Source organism: Nocardia sp. NPDC024068 (assembly GCF_040638875.1).
Taxonomy (GTDB): Bacteria; Actinomycetota; Actinomycetes; order Mycobacteriales; family Mycobacteriaceae; genus Nocardia.
Genome location: NZ_JBEZYU010000079.1, coordinates 1 through 16,997, shown reverse-complemented (window position 1 = coordinate 16,997; position 16,997 = coordinate 1). Strand labels below are relative to the sequence as shown.

The window sequence follows — 16,997 nt, the reverse complement described above, 5'->3', positions numbered from 1 at the left end:
GCCCTCGAAGCGAGGCGGCGCAGCCGCGAGTCTCGAGGGCTGACAGCAGACGCTCAGGGGGCCGAACCCCGCGCGCGCCAGCGCGCCAATAAACACAGCACCTTGGCGGGTGAGGTCACTCCCTGCCTTGGCGGGTGAGGTCACCTCCCTACCTTCGCCAGTGAGGTCCACCTGCCCCCGCGACAATATGCACTTATGGACCCCTATTCGATTTTCGCCGACATCATCGCCGGCCGGGCCCCGTCCAGCCGGGTATACGAGGACGACGACGTCCTGGCCTTCATGGATATCCGCCCGATGACCCCCGGCCATCTGCTGGTGGTCCCGAAAACCCCGGCCCGCTCGCTGGCCGAACTGGACCCCGACCTCGGCGGCAAGCTCTTCCGGGTGGGTCAGCGCCTGGCAGCAGCGCTGCGCGACAGCGAAGTGGCCTGCGACGGGGTGAACTTCTTCCTGGCCGACGGTGTCACCGCGGGCCAGGAGGTGTTCCACGTCCATCTGCACGTGATTCCCCGGACCCCGGGCGACGGTTTCGGCCTGCGAGGGCGGCCGCGTACTCCCGCGCGCCAGGACCTGGATTACCTGGCCTCTTCGATCCGGGGTGCGCTGGATCGGGGTTAGCGGAAGTGGGATTCCCAGTGGCGGAGTGGGTCACGGATCGGTCGTATTCGGCCATGTGGGATCGTATCTCGACTATAGTCGGCATATTTGCTGGATAGATGCTGATCAAGGGTGCCGGTGCCGGGGTGGAGCGGTGCGGATGGGCATATGCCGTGATCCAGGTGGGGGCAGGAGGTATGAACGTGCGGTTGTTCCGGATGGCTGTACTCGTGCTGGGGGTGCTCGGGCTCGTCGCCGGGCTCCCGGTTCTGCGACCCGCATCCGCACTCGCGGCGGAGGTCGTCCGCATCGACACACTGAGCCCCACCCGGTCCGCGGTATTCATCGAATCGCCGGCGATGCGTCAGGTCGTGCAGGTCCAGCTGTTGCATCCGGCCGGGGACGGTGCCCGCCCGAGCTACTACCTGCTCGACGGGCTCGATCCGGGCGTCGGGCAGAGCACCTGGACCAATGCCACCGAAGCCGAACGTTTCTTCCTCGGCAAGAACGTCAATGTGGTGCTGCCGGTGGGCGGGAAGGCCAGCTATTTCACGAATTGGCAGCGTGATGATCCGGCGTTGGGCCACTACCAGTGGGAGACCTTCCTGACCCAGGAGCTGCCGCCCCTCATCGACAGCAAATTCTCCGGTAACGGGGTGAACGCCATCGGCGGGCTGTCGATGGGCGGGCACGCCGCCTACATCCTCGCGGCCCGGCATCCCGCGCTCTACACCGCGGTCGCCGGTTACAGCGCCTGCCCGGATACCGGGATGGCGACCGGGGCGGTGCAGTTCTCGATCCTGACCCGGGGCGGGAACCCGGACAATATGTGGGGCCCTGGCGGCGGCCCGGAATGGGCCGCCCACAATCCGGCTCTCATGCTGGACCGGTTGCGTGGCAAAACCCTGTACCTGTCCACCGGGACCGGGCTGCCGGGCCCGCACGAACTGGAACCCAAACCGCAGCTCCCGGAGAACATCGTGCTGGGCGGGCCGATCGAGTTCGCGGTCGATACCTGTGTGATCGCGTTCGAACGCCGGGCGCGGGCGGCCGGTCTGCCGATCCGGGTGGACTACAGCCCGGTGGGCACTCATTCCTGGTCGTACTGGAACGATCATCTGAAGGCGTCCTGGCCGACGGTGGGCACCGCGATCGGAGGCTGAGCCGGGCACCTGCCGGTGGCGTCTGCCGCCCCCGCGACCGGCCGCTACGGTGGTGGCCATGGCTGACAGTGGTAGTCCGGTAACCGGTGAGGCGGCTGTGGCGGCCCCGACGGCGAAAACGGTGCCGTGGGAGCGCGAGCACCACGGCGATCGTTTCGTCGACGAGTACGAATGGCTGCGGGATAAAGAGAACCCGGAGGTCATCGCGTACCTGGAGGCCGAGAACGCCTATACCGAGGCGCGGACCGCGCATCTGGCGCCGCTGCGCGAGAAGATCTTCGACGAGATCAAATCCCGCACCCAGGAAACCGATCTGTCGGTGCCCACCCGGCTCGGCGACTACTGGTATTACTCCCGCAGTTTCGAGGGCAAACAGTACGGCGTGCAGTGCCGGTGCCCGATCGACGCCGCCGCGACCGGTGTGGACGCCTGGACTCCGCCGCAGCTGGAGGTCGGTACCGAGATCGCGGGCGAGGAGATCCTGCTGGACAGCAATGTGCTGGCCGAAGGCCATGATTTCTTCGCCCTCGGCGCCTTCTCGGTGAGCCATGACGGCAACCTGCTCGCGTTCTCGGTGGATACCGCCGGCGACGAGCGCTACACCCTGCGGTTCAAGGATCTGCGCACCGGCGAATTGCTGGGCGACGAGATCCCGCGTACCGCGCCCGGCGCCACCTGGTCGCTGGACGGCAGCCACGTCTTCTATCAGACGGTCGACGAATCATGGCGCCCCGACACCGTGTGGCGGCACCGGCTCGGCGGCGGTGTCGATACCGATGTCAAGGTTTTCCACGAACCGGACGAGCGGTACTGGGTGAGCGTCGGTGCCACCCGGTCGGAGAAGTACCTGATGATCTGGGTGGGTTCCAAGATCACCACCGAGGGCTGGGTACTGGAATCGGACGATCCGACCGGCGAGTTCCGGGTCCTGCTGCCGCGCCGCGAGGGTGTGGAGTACGGCGCCGAGCACGCTGTTGTGGCGGGGCAGGACCGGTTCCTGATCCTGCACAACGATGTGGTCGACGGTGTGAAGGCGGAGAATTTCGTCCTCGCGGAGGCACCCGCCGACGATCCGTCGCAACTGCGGACCCTGATCGGGCATCGCGACGATGTCCGGCTCGAGGATGTCGACGCGTTCGCCGGGCAGCTGGTGCTCAGCTACCGCCGCGAGGCGCTGCCCCGGGTCGCGGTGTGGCCGCTGGGCCCCGACGGGTACGGGGAACTGCGTGAGCTCGAATTCGATCTGGAGCTCTACAGCGCGGGTCTGGGTTCGTGCCCGGAATGGGATCAGCCGACGCTGCGGCTGGGACTCACCTCGTTCATCACCCCGACCCAGGTGTTCGACTACGTCGTCGACACCGGCGCGCTGCTGCTCCGCAAGGAGCAGCCCGTGCTCGGCGGATACGACGCGAACGACTATGTGCAGCATCGGGATTGGGCGGTCGCCGAGGACGGCACCCGGATCCCGATCTCGATCGTCGCCCGGCGTGACACCGAGGCGGTGAGCGGCCCGAAACCGTTGCTGCTCTATGGATACGGCTCCTACGAGGCGAGTATGGACCCCGGTTTCTCGGTGGCGCGGCTGTCGCTGCTGGATCGCGGTCTGGTTTTCGCCATCGCCCATGTCCGCGGCGGCGGGGAGATGGGGCGGCTCTGGTACGAGAACGGAAAAACCCTCACCAAGAAGAACACCTTCACCGATTTCGTCTCCTGCGCACGGCATCTCGTCGACAGCGGTGCCTCGGCGCCGGACCGGATGGTCGCCGACGGCGGCAGCGCGGGCGGGCTACTGGTGGGCGCGGTGACCAATATGGCGCCGGAGCTCTTCGCCGGCGTGCTGGCCAACGTCCCGTTCGTCGATCCGCTGACCTCGATCCTGGATCCGTCCCTGCCGCTGACCGTCATCGAATGGGACGAGTGGGGAAATCCGCTGGCGGACAAGGAAGTCTACGAGTACATGAAGTCGTACTCGCCCTACGAGAACGTGACCGCCCAGGACTACCCGGCGATCCTCGCCATCACCAGCATCAACGACACCCGGGTGCTCTATGTGGAACCGGCCAAATGGGTCGCGAAATTGCGTGCCACCAAAACGGGTGATTCGCCGCTGCTGCTCAAAACCGAGATGAGCGCCGGGCACGGCGGCGTCAGCGGCCGGTACGAGAAATGGCGGGAGATCGCCTTCGAGTTCGCTTGGGTGCTGGACACGGTGGGAGCCGGCGACCGTTAGGACACCTGCGCCTCGGGTGGGTGATGCCGCGGCATCACCCACCCGGCACTCCGTTGTGGTGACCGGATCGTGGCCGGATGTTCGCCATCAGGACATATCCGCTCCACGGTGCGGTCATCAGCGCTGCATGCGCAGGTCATCGCGGCTGCACGCCGCGGACACCTGTGCCTGCCATCGTTGATACATGAACGCTGAGCTGCTCGTATCTGTGTCGGGGGTCCGGGAGGCCACCCGGGACGCGGCGATCGGATTCGCCGAAGAGATGGATCAGCGTGGGGTGCGGTTATCGCTGCTGGTGGCGCCGCGCCTGAAGGGGAAATACCGCCTCATCGACGACGCCACCACCCAGACCTGGCTGCGCGGCCGCCGCGGCCGCGGCGACGCGATCGTGCTGCACGGCTACGACCAGGCGGCCACCAAGAGCCGCCGCCCGGAGTTCGCGACCCTGCCCAAACACGAGGCGCTGCTGCGGCTCACCGCCGCCGACCGCGTCATGGAACAGGTCGGATTGCGGACCCGGCTGTTCGCCGCCCCGCGCTGGGACGCCTCGGCGGGGGCGATCGCGGCACTGCCCGAACTCGGATTCCGGCTCTCCCTGGGCCTGACCGGCATCCACGACCTCGAACGCAACAGCGTGCAGAAGGCGCGGGTCTACGGCATCGGCGAGGGATTCCGCGCCGAACCCTGGTGGTGCCGCGCGCTGGTACTGGGCGCAGCCCGCACCGCCCGGCGCGGCGGTGTACTGCGGCTGGCGGTCTCCGCCGCCCAGCTGGGCCGGCCCGGCCCGCGCCAGGCCATGCTCGACGCCGTGGATCTGGCGCTCTACCACGGTGCGCACAGCGATGTGTACCGCTGGGAAGCCGTGACCGCGATACGCCGCGCGGCCTGAAACCCGCGCGAACGGACGGACGGCCGATGCGGGAGCCCCGCACGGTCACGTCGAAGACGGAGGTAGGTCCGCCCCGGACCGGCGATACCGGGGTGGGGGTTCCTCCCCGGCGCCCGGGCCCGGCCGCGCCGGGCCCGGGCGCCGGCTTCACAACTCGGTGCCGCTCTCGGCCTGCAGGGTCTTGAATTCGGTATTCGCCTTGCGCATCTCGTCGAGCCGCCCGAAATAGACTCCCCAGGCCTGTTCGGCGATGATCCCGTAGTGGATCGGGAAGGCCAGCCGCGGCGCCACCGAACGTAGATAGTCGACGGCCTCGCTGATCTTCATCCACGGCGCCGCCGCCGGAATCGCGAGCACATCCACGGGCGTAGACGGCACCCATAGCGAATCACCCGGATGCACGAACTCGGTGGGATTGCCGGCGCTGCCGAGCTGGAACACTGTGTTGTCCACCACCGGAAGCTCGGGATGGATCACCGCGTGCCGGCCACCGCCCCCGGTGACCCGCAACTCGCCCAGCTCCAGGACATTGCCCGCATGCACCGCCTCCCAGCGGCCGCCCTGCAACTGCGCGGTCTGCGGATCGCACAGCAGCCGGGCACCCGGATTGGCCTCGACCAGGGCGTCGATCCGGTTCGGGTCGATATGGTCGGCGTGCTGATGGGTGACCGCGATCGCGTCCAACCCGGTGAGACCCTCGAAACCGTGCGAGAACGCCCCGGGATCGAACAGGACCTTCGTGCCGTGCAGTTCGACGAGTACGCAGGAGTGACCGAAATGGGCTACACGCATAAGCCCAAGGCTAGTACGGGTGCGCCGGCGTTCGCCTCACCCGGCGCGACCGATCGGCCCCCCGGCAATTAGGCTGGTCAGGTAACCCCATCCGTGTCCCGGCGCCTCCGGCGGCCGGGCGCAGCTCACCCCTTTGTGAGGAGCAACCCGTGGCACGTGTCGTGGTCGAGGTCATGCCGAAGGCCGAGATCCTGGATCCGCAGGGGCAGGCCATAGCCGGCGCACTACCGCGCCTCGGCTTCGAGGGCGTCAGCGACGTCCGCCAGGGCAAGCGATTCGAACTCGAGGTCGGCGACGACGTCAGCGACGACCAGCTCGCCTCGATCGCGGAATCGCTGCTGGCCAACACCGTCATCGAGGACTGGAAGGTGGTGCGCGTCCCGTGACCGCCCGGATCGGGGTCATCACCTTCCCCGGCACTCTCGACGATGTGGACGCCGCCCGCGCGGTCCGGCTCTCCGGTGCCGAAGCGGTGAACCTCTGGCATGCCGACGCCGACCTCAAAGGTGTCGACGCGGTGGTCGTGCCGGGCGGATTCTCCTACGGCGACTACTTGCGCTGCGGCGCGATCGCCCGGTTCGCGCCCGTAATGGGCACGGTGATCGAAGCCGCCGGCAACGGAATGCCGGTACTCGGAATCTGCAACGGCTTCCAGGTGCTCTGCGAAGCCGGCCTGCTGCCCGGCGCCCTCACCCGCAACGAAGGCCTGCACTTCATCTGCCGCGACGAATGGCTGCGCGTCGAGGCCACCGACACCGCCTGGACCTCCCGCTACGAACCGGGCGCCCAGATCCTGGTGCCCTTGAAATCCGGTGAGGGCCGCTACCAGGCCTCCGAACGGGTCCTCGACGAACTCGAAGGCGAAGGCCGGGTGGTATTCCGGTACGCCGGTGACAACCCGAACGGATCGCAGCGGGGGATCGCCGGCATCGCGTCGGCGAACAAGCGGGTGGTGGGGCTGATGCCACATCCGGAGCACGCGACGGAAGCACTCACCGGCCCCAGCGATGATGGGTTGGGGTTGTTCTTGTCGGCGTTGGACGCCCTGGTCGCCTCCTGACCCGAGCCCCAGCGCGTCCTCGGTGGACGTGGGCATCCGTGCGGTGAGCGCCTGGGCGACCACCCTGCTCTCATCCGGATGAGAGCAGGGGGGTTGCGGTGTGCGGGGCGGTGCCGGGGGCGGCGGATAATACAGTCGCTGTATGCCTAGTTCTGCTGGTGCGGCCACCGCCGCCGGGTTGTGCGCGTTCATCGATGCGTCGCCCTCTCCGTTCCATGTGTGCCGCACGATGTCCGAGGAATTGGATGCGCGGGGGTTTGTGCGGCTCGATGAGAGGCTGGTGTGGCCGGAGAAGGGCGGGCGGTATTACATCGTGCGCGGGGGGTCGTTGGTGGCGTGGGCCGATCCGGATCAGGCGGGGCCGTTCCGGGTGGTGGGGGCGCATACCGACAGTCCGAATCTGCGGGTGAAACAGCATCCCGATCTGTCGGTGGCGGGGTGGCAGCTGGTGCGGCTGGAACCCTACGGCGGTGCCTGGTTGAACTCGTGGCTCGATCGGGAGCTGGGGATATCCGGACGGCTGAGTGTGCGGGAGGGGACCGGGCTGGGGGAGCGGCTGGTCCGGATCGACGACCCGATTCTGCGGGTTCCGCAACTGGCGATCCATCTGTCCGAGGACCGTCGCGGGGTGGCGCTGGATCCGCAGCGGCATGTGAACGCGATCTGGGGGGTCGGGACCGAGCCCGCGTCGTTCCTCGGGTTCGTCGCCGAGTCGGCGGGGGTGGATCCCGCGGATGTGCTCGGCTGGGAGCTGATGACCCATGATCTGGCGCCGAGCCGGGTGATCGGCGCGGCCGGTGACCTGATCAGCGCGCCGCGGCTGGACAACCAGGGCACCTGCTATGCGGGGTTGCAGGCGTTCCTCGCCGCGGTGGAGAGCCCGGGCGCCGCGGTGCCGGTACTGGCGGTGTTCGACCACGAGGAGGTGGGCAGCCAGTCGGATCGGGGCGCGCAGTCGGAGTTGCTGCCGACGGTGCTGGAACGGATCGTGCTGGCGCGTGGGGGCGGCCGCGCCGATTTCCTGGCGGCGGTCGCGGGATCGGTCTGCGCGTCGGGGGATATGGCCCACGCCACCCATCCGAACTATCCGGAACGGCACGAGCCCGCGCACGGGATCGAGATCAACGGTGGTCCGGTGCTGAAGGTCAACCAGAATCTGCGTTATGCCACCGACGCGGTGGGGGCGGGGGCGTTCGCGCTGGCGTGCGTACAGGCGGGCGTTCCGCTGCAGCGCTATGTGCATCGTGCCGATCTGCCGTGCGGGTCGACCATCGGGCCGATGACCGCCGCGCGCACCGGGATGCCGACCGTGGATATCGGGGCGCCGCAGTTGGCGATGCATTCGGCCCGGGAGTTGATGGGCGCGTCGGATATCAGCGCGTACGCGGCGGCGCTGGCGGCGTTCCTGGCCCCGGAGAGCTGACTGCGGCGGGCGTCTCGCCGGTGATGGGGCCGGGGATGTGCCCGGCGCAGGTGAACGTAAGATTCCTGCTGGATCAAACCTGTCGGGGCCCCGCCGTCGAGGCCCCTCGTTCCGGCCCGACCCTGTGTTCGCGACGACCCCGCGGCGAAGACGCCGAACCGATGACCGTGGGGTCCCCGTATCGGAGGGCGGGGCGGCCGGAGCTCGCGCGCGCCGGCGCGCCAACCTACGAAAGGATCCTGGTAATCCCGTGACTGAGCAGGTCGATACGGTCGCCACCGCCGCCGCCACCCCGGATACGCCGCAGCCGTACGCCGAGCTCGGCCTCAAGGACGACGAATACGCCCGGATCCGCGACATTCTGGGTCGCCGGCCCACCGATGCCGAGCTCGCCATGTACTCCGTGATGTGGAGCGAGCACTGTTCCTACAAATCCTCCAAGGTGCATCTGCGCTATTTCGGCGAGACCACCACCGAGGAGATGCGCGCCTCCATGCTCGCCGGGATCGGTGAGAACGCGGGTGTGGTCGATATCGGTGACGGCTGGGCGGTCACCTTCAAGGTGGAGAGCCACAACCATCCGTCCTATGTCGAGCCTTATCAGGGCGCCGCGACCGGTGTCGGCGGGATCGTCCGCGACATCATGGCGATGGGTGCCCGGCCGATCGCGGTGATGGATCAGCTCCGCTTCGGCGCGGTGGATGCCGCCGATACCCGCCGGGTGCTCGACGGTGTGGTGCGCGGGGTCGGCGGTTACGGCAACTCCCTGGGGCTGCCCAATATCGGCGGCGAAACCGTCTTCGATGCCTCCTACCAGGGGAACCCGCTGGTGAACGCGCTGTGCGCCGGAGTCATGCGGGTGGAGGATCTGCATCTGGCGTTCGCGTCGGGTACGGGTAACAAGATCATCCTTTTCGGCGCCCGTACCGGCCTGGACGGGATCGGCGGTGTCTCGGTACTGGCCTCGGACACCTTCTCCGGCGACGAATCGGGGACCGGACGCAAGAAGCTGCCCAGCGTGCAGGTGGGCGACCCGTTCACCGAGAAGGTCCTGATCGAATGCTGTCTGGAGCTGTACCACGCCGGACTGGTGGTGGGCATCCAGGATCTCGGCGGCGCCGGGCTGTCCTGCGCGACCTCCGAACTGGCCGCCGCCGGTGACGGCGGGATGCGTATCGAACTGGACCGGGTCCCGCTGCGCGCCGCCGATATGACACCTGCCGAGGTCCTGTCGAGTGAATCGCAGGAACGGATGTGCGCGGTGGTGACGCCGGAGAACGTCGACGCGTTCATGGCCGTCTGCAAGAAGTGGGATGTGCTGGCCACGGTGATCGGCGAGGTCACCGACGGCGAGCGGCTGGTGGTCACCTGGAACGGCGACACCGTGGTGGATGTGCCGCCGCGCACCGTGGCGCACGAGGGCCCGGTGTACGAGCGTCCGGTGCGGCGCCCCGACAGCCAGGACACGCTCAACGCCGACAGGCCCGACGAGTTGCCGCGGCCGAAGACGTCCGGGGAACTGCGCGAGACCCTGCTGAAGATGGTGGCCAGCCCGCAGCTGTGCAGCCGCAAGTGGATCACCGAGCAGTACGACCGCTACGTGCGCGGTAACACCGTGCTGGCCGAATACGCCGATGCCGGCATGATCCGGGTGGACGAGGAGACCGGCCGCGGTATCGCGCTGGCCACCGACGCCTCCGGGCACTACACCAAACTCGACCCCTACACCGGTGCGCGGCTGGCCCTGGCCGAGGCGTACCGGAACGTGGCCAGCACCGGCGCCACCCCCAAGGCAGTCACGAACTGCCTGAACTTCGGATCGCCGGAGGATCCGGCCGTCATGTGGCAATTCCAGCAGGCGGTACGCGGGCTGGCGGACGGCTGTGTGGAACTCGGCATCCCGGTGACCGGCGGCAACGTCAGCTTCTACAACCAGACCGGCGAGAACGCCATCCTGCCCACCCCGGTGGTCGGTGTGCTCGGTGTCATCGACGATGTGCACCGCCGCATCCCCACCGGACTCGGCCTGGAGCCGGGCGAGAGCCTGATCCTGCTGGGCGATACCCGCGACGAGTTCGGCGGTTCGGTATGGGCACAGGTCGCGCACGGCCATCTGGGCGGTCTGCCGCCCCAGGTCGATTTCGCCCGCGAGAAGCTGCTCGCCGAGGTGCTCACCGCCGGTTCCCGTGACGGCATGATCAGCGCCGCCCACGACCTCTCCGAGGGCGGCCTGGCACAGGCGGTCGTAGAGGCCGCGCTGGCCGGTGAAACCGGCTGCCGGGTGCTACTGCCCGAGGACGCCGACCCGTTCGTCATGTTGTTCTCCGAATCGGCCGGCCGCGTGCTGGTGGCCGTGCCGCGCTCGGAGGAGACCCGGTTCACCCGGATGTGCACGGCCCGGGACCTGCCCTGGGTGCGGATCGGCGTGGTGGACCAGGGAGCCGACTCGGTCGAGGTCCAGGGCCAGTTCTCGGTCTCGATGGCCGACCTGCGCGCCGCCCACGAAGGCACCCTCCCCGCCCTTTTCGGAGCCGGAGCCTGAGCCCGGAGGGCGCGTGCCACGCCGTCGCCGGCCCGGCCCGGCGCCCGGCACCGGCCGCGCCCTCCATACTGGTCTGGTGTTGGAAACCGCCGATACCGTGACGAGATTGCGGTCCCGGTGTGTCACGGTGATCCGGCGGATCGAACGGATCGTCGACCTCAACTATGTGGGCCTGGTGGTCGCGACGGTGTTCTTCGCACTGTCGGTCACCCCGTCGCTGCTACCCCGCGACTGGATGTTCCAGGGTTTGATCAGCGGGATCAACGCCGCGATCGGGTACGGCGCCGGATGTCTGCTGGAATGGTTGTTCCGGCTGTGGGTCCGGCCCCGGCTCACCCGGATTCCGTCGCCGCCCACCTGGTCCCGGTACGCGATGAAATCGGCGGTGTTGCTCACTGCCGTCCTGAGCGCCGGGTACATGCTGGTGCAATCCGCGCATTGGCAGCGTGAGCTCGCCGCACTGATGGGGATGGAGGGCACCACCACCCCGGCGTATCTGCGCACCGGCGGACTCAGCCTCACTGTCGGGGTGCTCGTCGTGGCCTGCTATCGCACCCTGCGGGAGCTGGCGCTGTTCCTGGCCCGCGAACTCAACCGGTGGGTTCGTGTTCCGCGCGAACTCGCGCCGTCCGCCGGTTTCCTGCTGATGGTCCTGTTGCTGGTGACCCTTTTCAACGGGGTGGCCGGTCGTGCGTTCTTCGCTGTCGCGAACTCGGCGTTCAGTGTCCGCAACGACAACCGTTCCGAGTACGCCGTGCAGCCCGAACTTCCGGAGCGGTCGGGCAGCCCGGATTCCCTGGCGGCCTGGGAAACCCTCGGCTTCGAGGGGCGCTGGTTCGTTTCCCACGGACCCGGCGCCGACCGCATCGCTCGGGTCACCGGCCGGCCCGCGCGGGAACCGGTGCGGGCCTACGTGGGTCTGGAATCGGTGCGCGACACCGGGCAGACCCAGGCCGAGCTGGCGGTCGCCGAACTGGAACGGACCGGCGCGTTCGATCGTGAGGTGCTGGTCGTGGTCACCACTACGGGTACCGGATGGGTGAATTCGATGGCCGCCAACGCGATCGAATACATGTACGGCGGCGATTCCGCGATCGTGGCCACTCAGTACTCCTATCTCCCGAGCGCACTGTCCTTCCTGGCCGATCGCGGGAAGGTCGCCGACGAGGGCCGCGAATTGTTCGACGCGGTCTACGACCGGATCCGCGCCCGCCCGGCCGACGACCGGCCGAAACTGCTGGTATACGGGGAGAGCCTGGGCTCGCAGGGATCGGAGGCCGCGTTCGACGGGCTCGCCGATCTGCGTGCGAAGGTCGACGGCGCGCTCTGGGTGGGCCCGCCCAACTCCAACCGGCTGTGGCAGCAGTTCGTCAGCCGCCGCGATCCGGGGTCGCCCGAGACGTCGCCGGTCTATGCCGACGGTCTGGTGATCCGGTTCGCTGCCACCCGCGACGAACTCGCCCGCCCGGGCCCGGAGTGGCGGGCGCCGCGGATCGCCTACCTGCAGCACCCATCCGATCCGATCGTATGGTGGTCACCGGATCTGGCCCTCACCCGACCGGACTGGCTGTCGGAACCACGCGGCAGCGACGTCTCGCCGCGGATGCACTGGGCGCCGCTGGTCACCTTCTGGCAGGTGTCCGCCGATCTCACGAACGCCCAGGGTGTACGCGACGGCCACGGTCACCGTTACGGGAGTCTGGTGCTGGACGGCTGGGCCGCGGTCGCCCAGCCGCCGGGCTGGAGTCCCGAACTGGCCGAGCGGATCCGGTTGGAGATCGAGGCGTACGAAGCCTATGAGCGCGAGGTGAAATGAGGGCCCGGGTATTGGTCGCCGTGGCGGCGCCACTGCTGTGGAGCAATTGGCTGCTGCCGCGGGCCGGGATGGGCCGCCGCGGCCGCACGGTTGCCAATACGCTGGCCGCCACCGGGTACACCCTGGTGTTGGGCGGTCGGCCGAACTGGGTGTCCGGATCCGGTCTCCGCGCCGGGATCGGTTGCGCGGCACTTGTGGCGGCCGGATACACGGTGGCCGCCTACCTGCCCCCGGTGCGGCGGGTGCTCGGCGATAGCGGTGACCGCGCCGCCGATGTGAGCACTGCCGAATGGGTCGCGGTGCATATCCCGCTGGGCACCGTCTACACCGAGGAGCTGATCTTCCGCGCCACTCTGGACCCGCTGCTGGACACCGAATTCGGGTCCCGTGTGGGGACCGTGGCCGGGGCCGCCGCCTTCGGCCTCTGGCATATACATCCCGCTCGCGCCGCGGGTGACAGCGTCGCCGTGACGGTCGCTTTCACCGGCGCCTCCGGGCTGCTCTTCGGCGCGCTCGCCCGGTATTCCGGCAGCGTCACGGCCCCCGCGCTCCTGCATTGGGCGGTCAACGCCGGAGGCGCCCTGCTGGCCCGAAAAACCCTCGGACGCGCGGGAGTCGGGTCATCGCCGCGGCATCGGCCGGGTGCACCGGCAGTGTTTGCCGGGCGTGGACGCGCCGATGGTGACACACTGCGCCGGTGAGGTTGATCGACAGCGACGGATTCGGTGTGGAGCTCTCTGTTGCCGGATATCAGTTTCCGGACCATATCGATCCGCGAATCCGGTACGGCTGGCTCGTGATCGCGGGCGTCGCGAACTGCCCGGAGGGGAACTGGTCGTTCCGGTGGCAGGCACTGACGCTGGACGAATCGGTGGAACTGGCCGACTGGTTGAAGCGTATCGCCGCCGAGGCGGACGGCGACGACGCTCCGGTGCCCGGCCCGGCCCGGCTGACCTTCAGCGAGCCCAATCTGGGTTTCACCGCCACCCGCGGCGCCGGCGCGGTCGAGTTGGCGATCGCACTGGATCTGGAGTTCCTACCACCGTGGGATCGGCGAACCGACGAGGGTTCGCCCTTCGTCGTCACCGCGCGTCTGGCACCCGCCGATATCGCTACCGCGGCCAAGGAACTGGGTGCCGAGGTGGACGGGTATCTGCCGCCCGGCGGCCGGTTGCCCGGCCGTGGATGGTGACCTCGCCGCGAGCCTCTGCGGGCCGCCGTGCCGGGTGATATCTCCCACGTTGCGCGCGGACCGGCCCCGGGCTTATGAGCGTCACTCGGAAAGAGGTCCGGTGCCACCGGGCCGGACACGCGGGCCCACCGTTGTCCCCGCCGCATTTCACCAGGTGAAAGGGGTGTTAACTGCGGCCGAGCGTTTGCTGAACAGCTGCGGTCGCCGCAGCGCTACGCCGCGGCGACCGGGAGCCGCCCGGCGTGTCGCCGCTTGCCGCCGGACTGCTGGTCCGGTGCCGCACGTCCACCGGGCACCCGTAGACTGTCGGATGCCCCTAACACCCGCCCGACCAGGGAGCACACGGTGACCCACGCCGATCAACCGGCTGTCAGCAATCCCACCGCAACCGACGAGACGGAGAACCCGCCCCGCGAGGAGTGCGGAGTCTTCGGAGTCTGGGCTCCTGGCGAGGACGTGGCCAAGCTCACCTACTACGGCCTGTATGCGCTACAACACCGTGGACAGGAGGCGGCCGGTATCGCCGTCTCCGACGGTTCGCAGGTGCTGGTGTTCAAGGACCTCGGTCTGGTCAGCCAGGTGTTCGACGAGCAAACACTGGCCGCCATGCCCGGTCACGTCGCCGTCGGGCACTGCCGGTACTCCACCACCGGTGCCACCACCTGGGAAAACGCGCAGCCGATCTTCCGGACCACCGCGGTCGGCTCTGGGCTGGCTCTCGGACACAACGGCAATCTCGTCAATACCGCGGAGCTCGCGGATCGAGCCCGGGAACTCGGCCTGGTCGCCGGACCGGGGCGCCCCGGCTCCGTATCGGCCACCTCCGATTCCGATGTGATGACCGCGCTGCTCGCGCATGCCGCCGCGGATTCGAGTATCGAGCAGGCGGCGATGGATCTGCTGCCCACGGTGCGTGGCGCGTTCTGCCTCACCTTCATGGACGAGCACACCCTCTACGCCGCCCGCGATCCGCACGGTGTGCGTCCGCTGGTACTGGGCCGGCTGGAACGCGGGTGGGTGGTGGCCAGCGAAACCGCGGCCCTCGATATTGTCGGCGCCTCCTTCGTCCGTGAGATCGAACCCGGTGAACTGCTCGCCATCGATGCCGACGGCGTGCGTTCGCTGCGCTTCGCCAACCCCGAGCCCAAGGGTTGCGTATTCGAATACGTCTACCTGGCCCGCCCGGACAGCCACATCTCCGGTCGGTCCGTGCACGCCACCCGGGTCGAGATCGGCCGCCGCCTCGCCTCCGAACACCCGGTGGACGCGGACCTGGTGATACCCGTCCCCGAATCCGGAACCCCGGCCGCGGTGGGCTACGCGCAGGGTTCGGGTCTGCCCTACGGGCAGGGACTGATGAAGAACGCCTATGTCGGCCGTACCTTCATCCAGCCCAGCCAGACCATCCGGCAGCTCGGTATCCGGCTGAAGCTCAACCCGCTGCGCGAGGTCATTCGCGGGAAACGGCTCATCGTCGTGGACGATTCGATCGTCCGCGGCAATACCCAGCGGGCCCTCATCCGGATGTTGCGTGAAGCCGGAGCGCTCGAAATCCATGTGCGGATCGCCTCACCGCCGGTGAAATGGCCCTGCTTCTACGGGATCGACTTCGCCTCCCGCGCCGAACTGGTCGCCAACAACGCCGGCACCGATCCGGACGGCGGACCGGTCGGCCCTGTCGATTCCGCCGCCGTACACGAAATGGTGGAGGGCGTGCGCCGGTCCATCGGCGCCGACACCCTCGGATACATCTCCCTGGACGGGATGGTCGCCGCCACCGAACAGCCGCGGACCCGGCTGTGCTGTGCGTGTTTCGACGGCAACTATCCGATTCCGCTGCCCAGCGAGGCGGCGATCGGAAAGAACCTGCTGGAGTTCGGCGGCAGCTCACACACCCGGGTGCTCACCGAGAACGCGAACGCCAGCGCGCTCAGCCGGCCGTGATCCGGCCGGTCGGCCGCCGGTCCACGTGTCCGGCGCCACCACCCGGGTTCGAGACACATGGGGGTACCGGCCCCACGCGCGCGGGTACGCCAATACACTCAGCTCAGCAGGTAAATCATCCCGCGGATTCGGTTTGGAGCTTTCCCCGACAATGACTGAGCAGAACGCCACCGGTGCCGGTGCCTCCTATGCCGCAGCAGGTGTGGATATCGAGGCCGGTGACCGGGCCGTCGAGTTGTTCGCCCCGCTCGCGCGCAAGGCCAGCCGCCCCGAGGTCCAGGGCGGGCTCGGTGGATTCGCCGGGCTGTTCGCATTGAAGAAGAGCTACCGGGAGCCGCTGCTCGCCTCGTCCACCGACGGCGTCGGCACCAAGATCGCGGTCGCGCAGGCCCTGGACAAGCACGACACCGTCGGCCTGGACCTGGTCGCGATGGTCGTCGACGACCTGGTGGTATGCGGTGCCGAACCGCTGTTCCTGCAGGACTACATCGCAGTCGGCAAGGTGATCCCCGAGCGGGTGGCCGAACTGGTCTCCGGTATCGCCGAAGGCTGCGTCCGCGCCGGTTGCGCGCTGCTCGGCGGGGAAACCGCGGAACATCCCGGCATGATGGGCGCCGAGGACTACGACCTCTCGGCCACCGGTGTCGGAGTGGTGGAAGCCGACGAACTGCTCGGCCCGGACCGGGTCCGCCCCGGCGACGTCGTGATCGCCATGGGCTCCTCCGGGTTGCACTCCAACGGCTACAGCCTGGCCCGCAAGGTACTGCTCGAGATAGACCGGATGTCGCTGACCGGGCAAGTGGAGGAGTTCGGCCGCACGCTCGGTGAAGAGCTGCTCGAGCCCACCCGGATCTACGCCAAGGACTGCCTCGCGCTCATCGCCGAAACCGACGTCCGCACCTTCTCCCACATCACCGGCGGCGGCCTCGCCGCGAATCTGGCCCGGGTGCTGCCGGCCGGACTGGTGGCCGAACTCGACCGCGGCACCTGGAACCCGGCCCCGATCTTCAAAATGATCGCCCAGCGCGGCCGGGTGGAGCGGGAAGAGATGGAGAAAACCTTCAACATGGGCGTGGGGATGGTCGCGGTGGTCGCTCCCGAAGATGTCGACCGCGCCCTGGCCGTGCTCACCGCCCGGCATATCGCATGCTGGACCCTGGGCAGTGTGAAGAAGGCCAAGGACACCGACGCCCCGCGCGCCGTGCTGCTGGGGGACCACCCCCGCTTCTGAGATTTTGGAGCGGCTCCGCTGCTCGAGGGTGGGGCCCTATTAACCCGGTTCTTCACTCCCGGCGGTCGGTCGCTGCGCTCCCTCCCTCTGGTCGCTCCAGAACCGGGCGGGCCCC

General features: G+C 68.6%; 14 protein-coding genes. 13 read left to right on the top strand and 1 reads right to left on the bottom strand.

What is annotated here, in order from left to right:
• Window positions 1-195 precede the first annotated feature (195 nt).
• From AB0F41_RS29605 to AB0F41_RS29590, 4 genes are all read left to right on the top strand, one after another.
• A complete protein-coding gene (locus AB0F41_RS29605; RefSeq protein ID WP_357429532.1) occupies window positions 196-621 on the top strand; it encodes an HIT family protein in 426 nt (141 codons plus the stop codon).
• Window positions 622-719: 98 nt separating this feature from the next.
• Window positions 720-1,763: an alpha/beta hydrolase family protein gene (locus AB0F41_RS29600; protein ID WP_357429530.1), complete on the top strand. Its 1,044-nt coding sequence runs from the start codon at window positions 720-722 to the stop codon at window positions 1,761-1,763.
• A gap of 58 nt (window positions 1,764-1,821) precedes the next feature.
• Window positions 1,822-3,993: a S9 family peptidase gene (locus tag AB0F41_RS29595; RefSeq protein ID WP_357429529.1), complete on the top strand. Its 2,172-nt coding sequence runs from the start codon at window positions 1,822-1,824 to the stop codon at window positions 3,991-3,993.
• Window positions 3,994-4,177: 184 nt separating this feature from the next.
• Window positions 4,178-4,882: a DUF2334 domain-containing protein gene (locus AB0F41_RS29590; protein ID WP_357429527.1), complete on the top strand. Its 705-nt coding sequence runs from the start codon at window positions 4,178-4,180 to the stop codon at window positions 4,880-4,882.
• A gap of 147 nt (window positions 4,883-5,029) precedes the next feature.
• Here the strand turns inward: AB0F41_RS29590 and AB0F41_RS29585 are convergent, their stop codons facing one another.
• The gene (locus AB0F41_RS29585) at window positions 5,030-5,674 is read right to left on the bottom strand and encodes an MBL fold metallo-hydrolase (RefSeq protein WP_357429525.1); all 645 of its coding nucleotides are present in this window, start codon (window positions 5,672-5,674) and stop codon (window positions 5,030-5,032) included.
• A 149-nt stretch (window positions 5,675-5,823) separates the two neighbouring features.
• Here AB0F41_RS29585 and purS point away from each other — a divergent pair, with 149 nt between their 5' ends.
• The 9 genes from purS to purM all read left to right on the top strand — a co-directional run bounded on the left by purS (window position 5,824) and on the right by purM (window position 16,882).
• Window positions 5,824-6,060, top strand: a complete 237-nt coding sequence (gene purS / locus AB0F41_RS29580) for a phosphoribosylformylglycinamidine synthase subunit PurS (protein ID WP_357429523.1) — start codon at window positions 5,824-5,826, stop codon at window positions 6,058-6,060.
• Window positions 6,057-6,734 carry a phosphoribosylformylglycinamidine synthase subunit PurQ gene (gene purQ, locus AB0F41_RS29575; protein WP_357429521.1) on the top strand — a complete coding sequence of 226 codons (678 nt, stop codon included), beginning with the start codon at window positions 6,057-6,059 and terminating at the stop codon, window positions 6,732-6,734. Before purS ends, purQ begins: the two co-directional genes overlap by 4 nt.
• Window positions 6,735-6,876: 142 nt before the next feature.
• On the top strand, window positions 6,877-8,157 hold the full coding sequence (locus AB0F41_RS29570) for a M18 family aminopeptidase (protein ID WP_357429519.1): 1,281 nt from the start codon (window positions 6,877-6,879) through the stop codon (window positions 8,155-8,157).
• Between the two features lie 250 nt (window positions 8,158-8,407).
• Window positions 8,408-10,699, top strand: coding sequence for a phosphoribosylformylglycinamidine synthase subunit PurL (gene purL, locus AB0F41_RS29565; RefSeq protein ID WP_357429517.1), 2,292 nt, complete (start codon window positions 8,408-8,410; stop codon window positions 10,697-10,699).
• Window positions 10,700-10,775: 76 nt separating this feature from the next.
• Window positions 10,776-12,515, top strand: coding sequence for an alpha/beta hydrolase (locus AB0F41_RS29560; protein ID WP_357429515.1), 1,740 nt, complete (start codon window positions 10,776-10,778; stop codon window positions 12,513-12,515).
• Window positions 12,512-13,216: a CPBP family intramembrane glutamic endopeptidase gene (locus tag AB0F41_RS29555; protein WP_357429513.1), complete on the top strand. Its 705-nt coding sequence runs from the start codon at window positions 12,512-12,514 to the stop codon at window positions 13,214-13,216. The genes AB0F41_RS29560 and AB0F41_RS29555 overlap by 4 nt, the downstream gene beginning before the upstream one ends.
• A complete protein-coding gene (locus tag AB0F41_RS29550) occupies window positions 13,213-13,707 on the top strand; it encodes a hypothetical protein (RefSeq protein ID WP_357429511.1) in 495 nt (164 codons plus the stop codon). The genes AB0F41_RS29555 and AB0F41_RS29550 overlap by 4 nt, the downstream gene beginning before the upstream one ends.
• Window positions 13,708-14,052: 345 nt before the next feature.
• The gene (gene purF / locus AB0F41_RS29545; RefSeq protein ID WP_357429509.1) at window positions 14,053-15,651 is read left to right on the top strand and encodes an amidophosphoribosyltransferase; all 1,599 of its coding nucleotides are present in this window, start codon (window positions 14,053-14,055) and stop codon (window positions 15,649-15,651) included.
• A 151-nt stretch (window positions 15,652-15,802) separates the two neighbouring features.
• On the top strand, window positions 15,803-16,882 hold the full coding sequence (purM, locus tag AB0F41_RS29540) for a phosphoribosylformylglycinamidine cyclo-ligase (RefSeq protein ID WP_357429507.1): 1,080 nt from the start codon (window positions 15,803-15,805) through the stop codon (window positions 16,880-16,882).
• The last annotated feature ends 115 nt before the right edge of the window (window positions 16,883-16,997 follow it).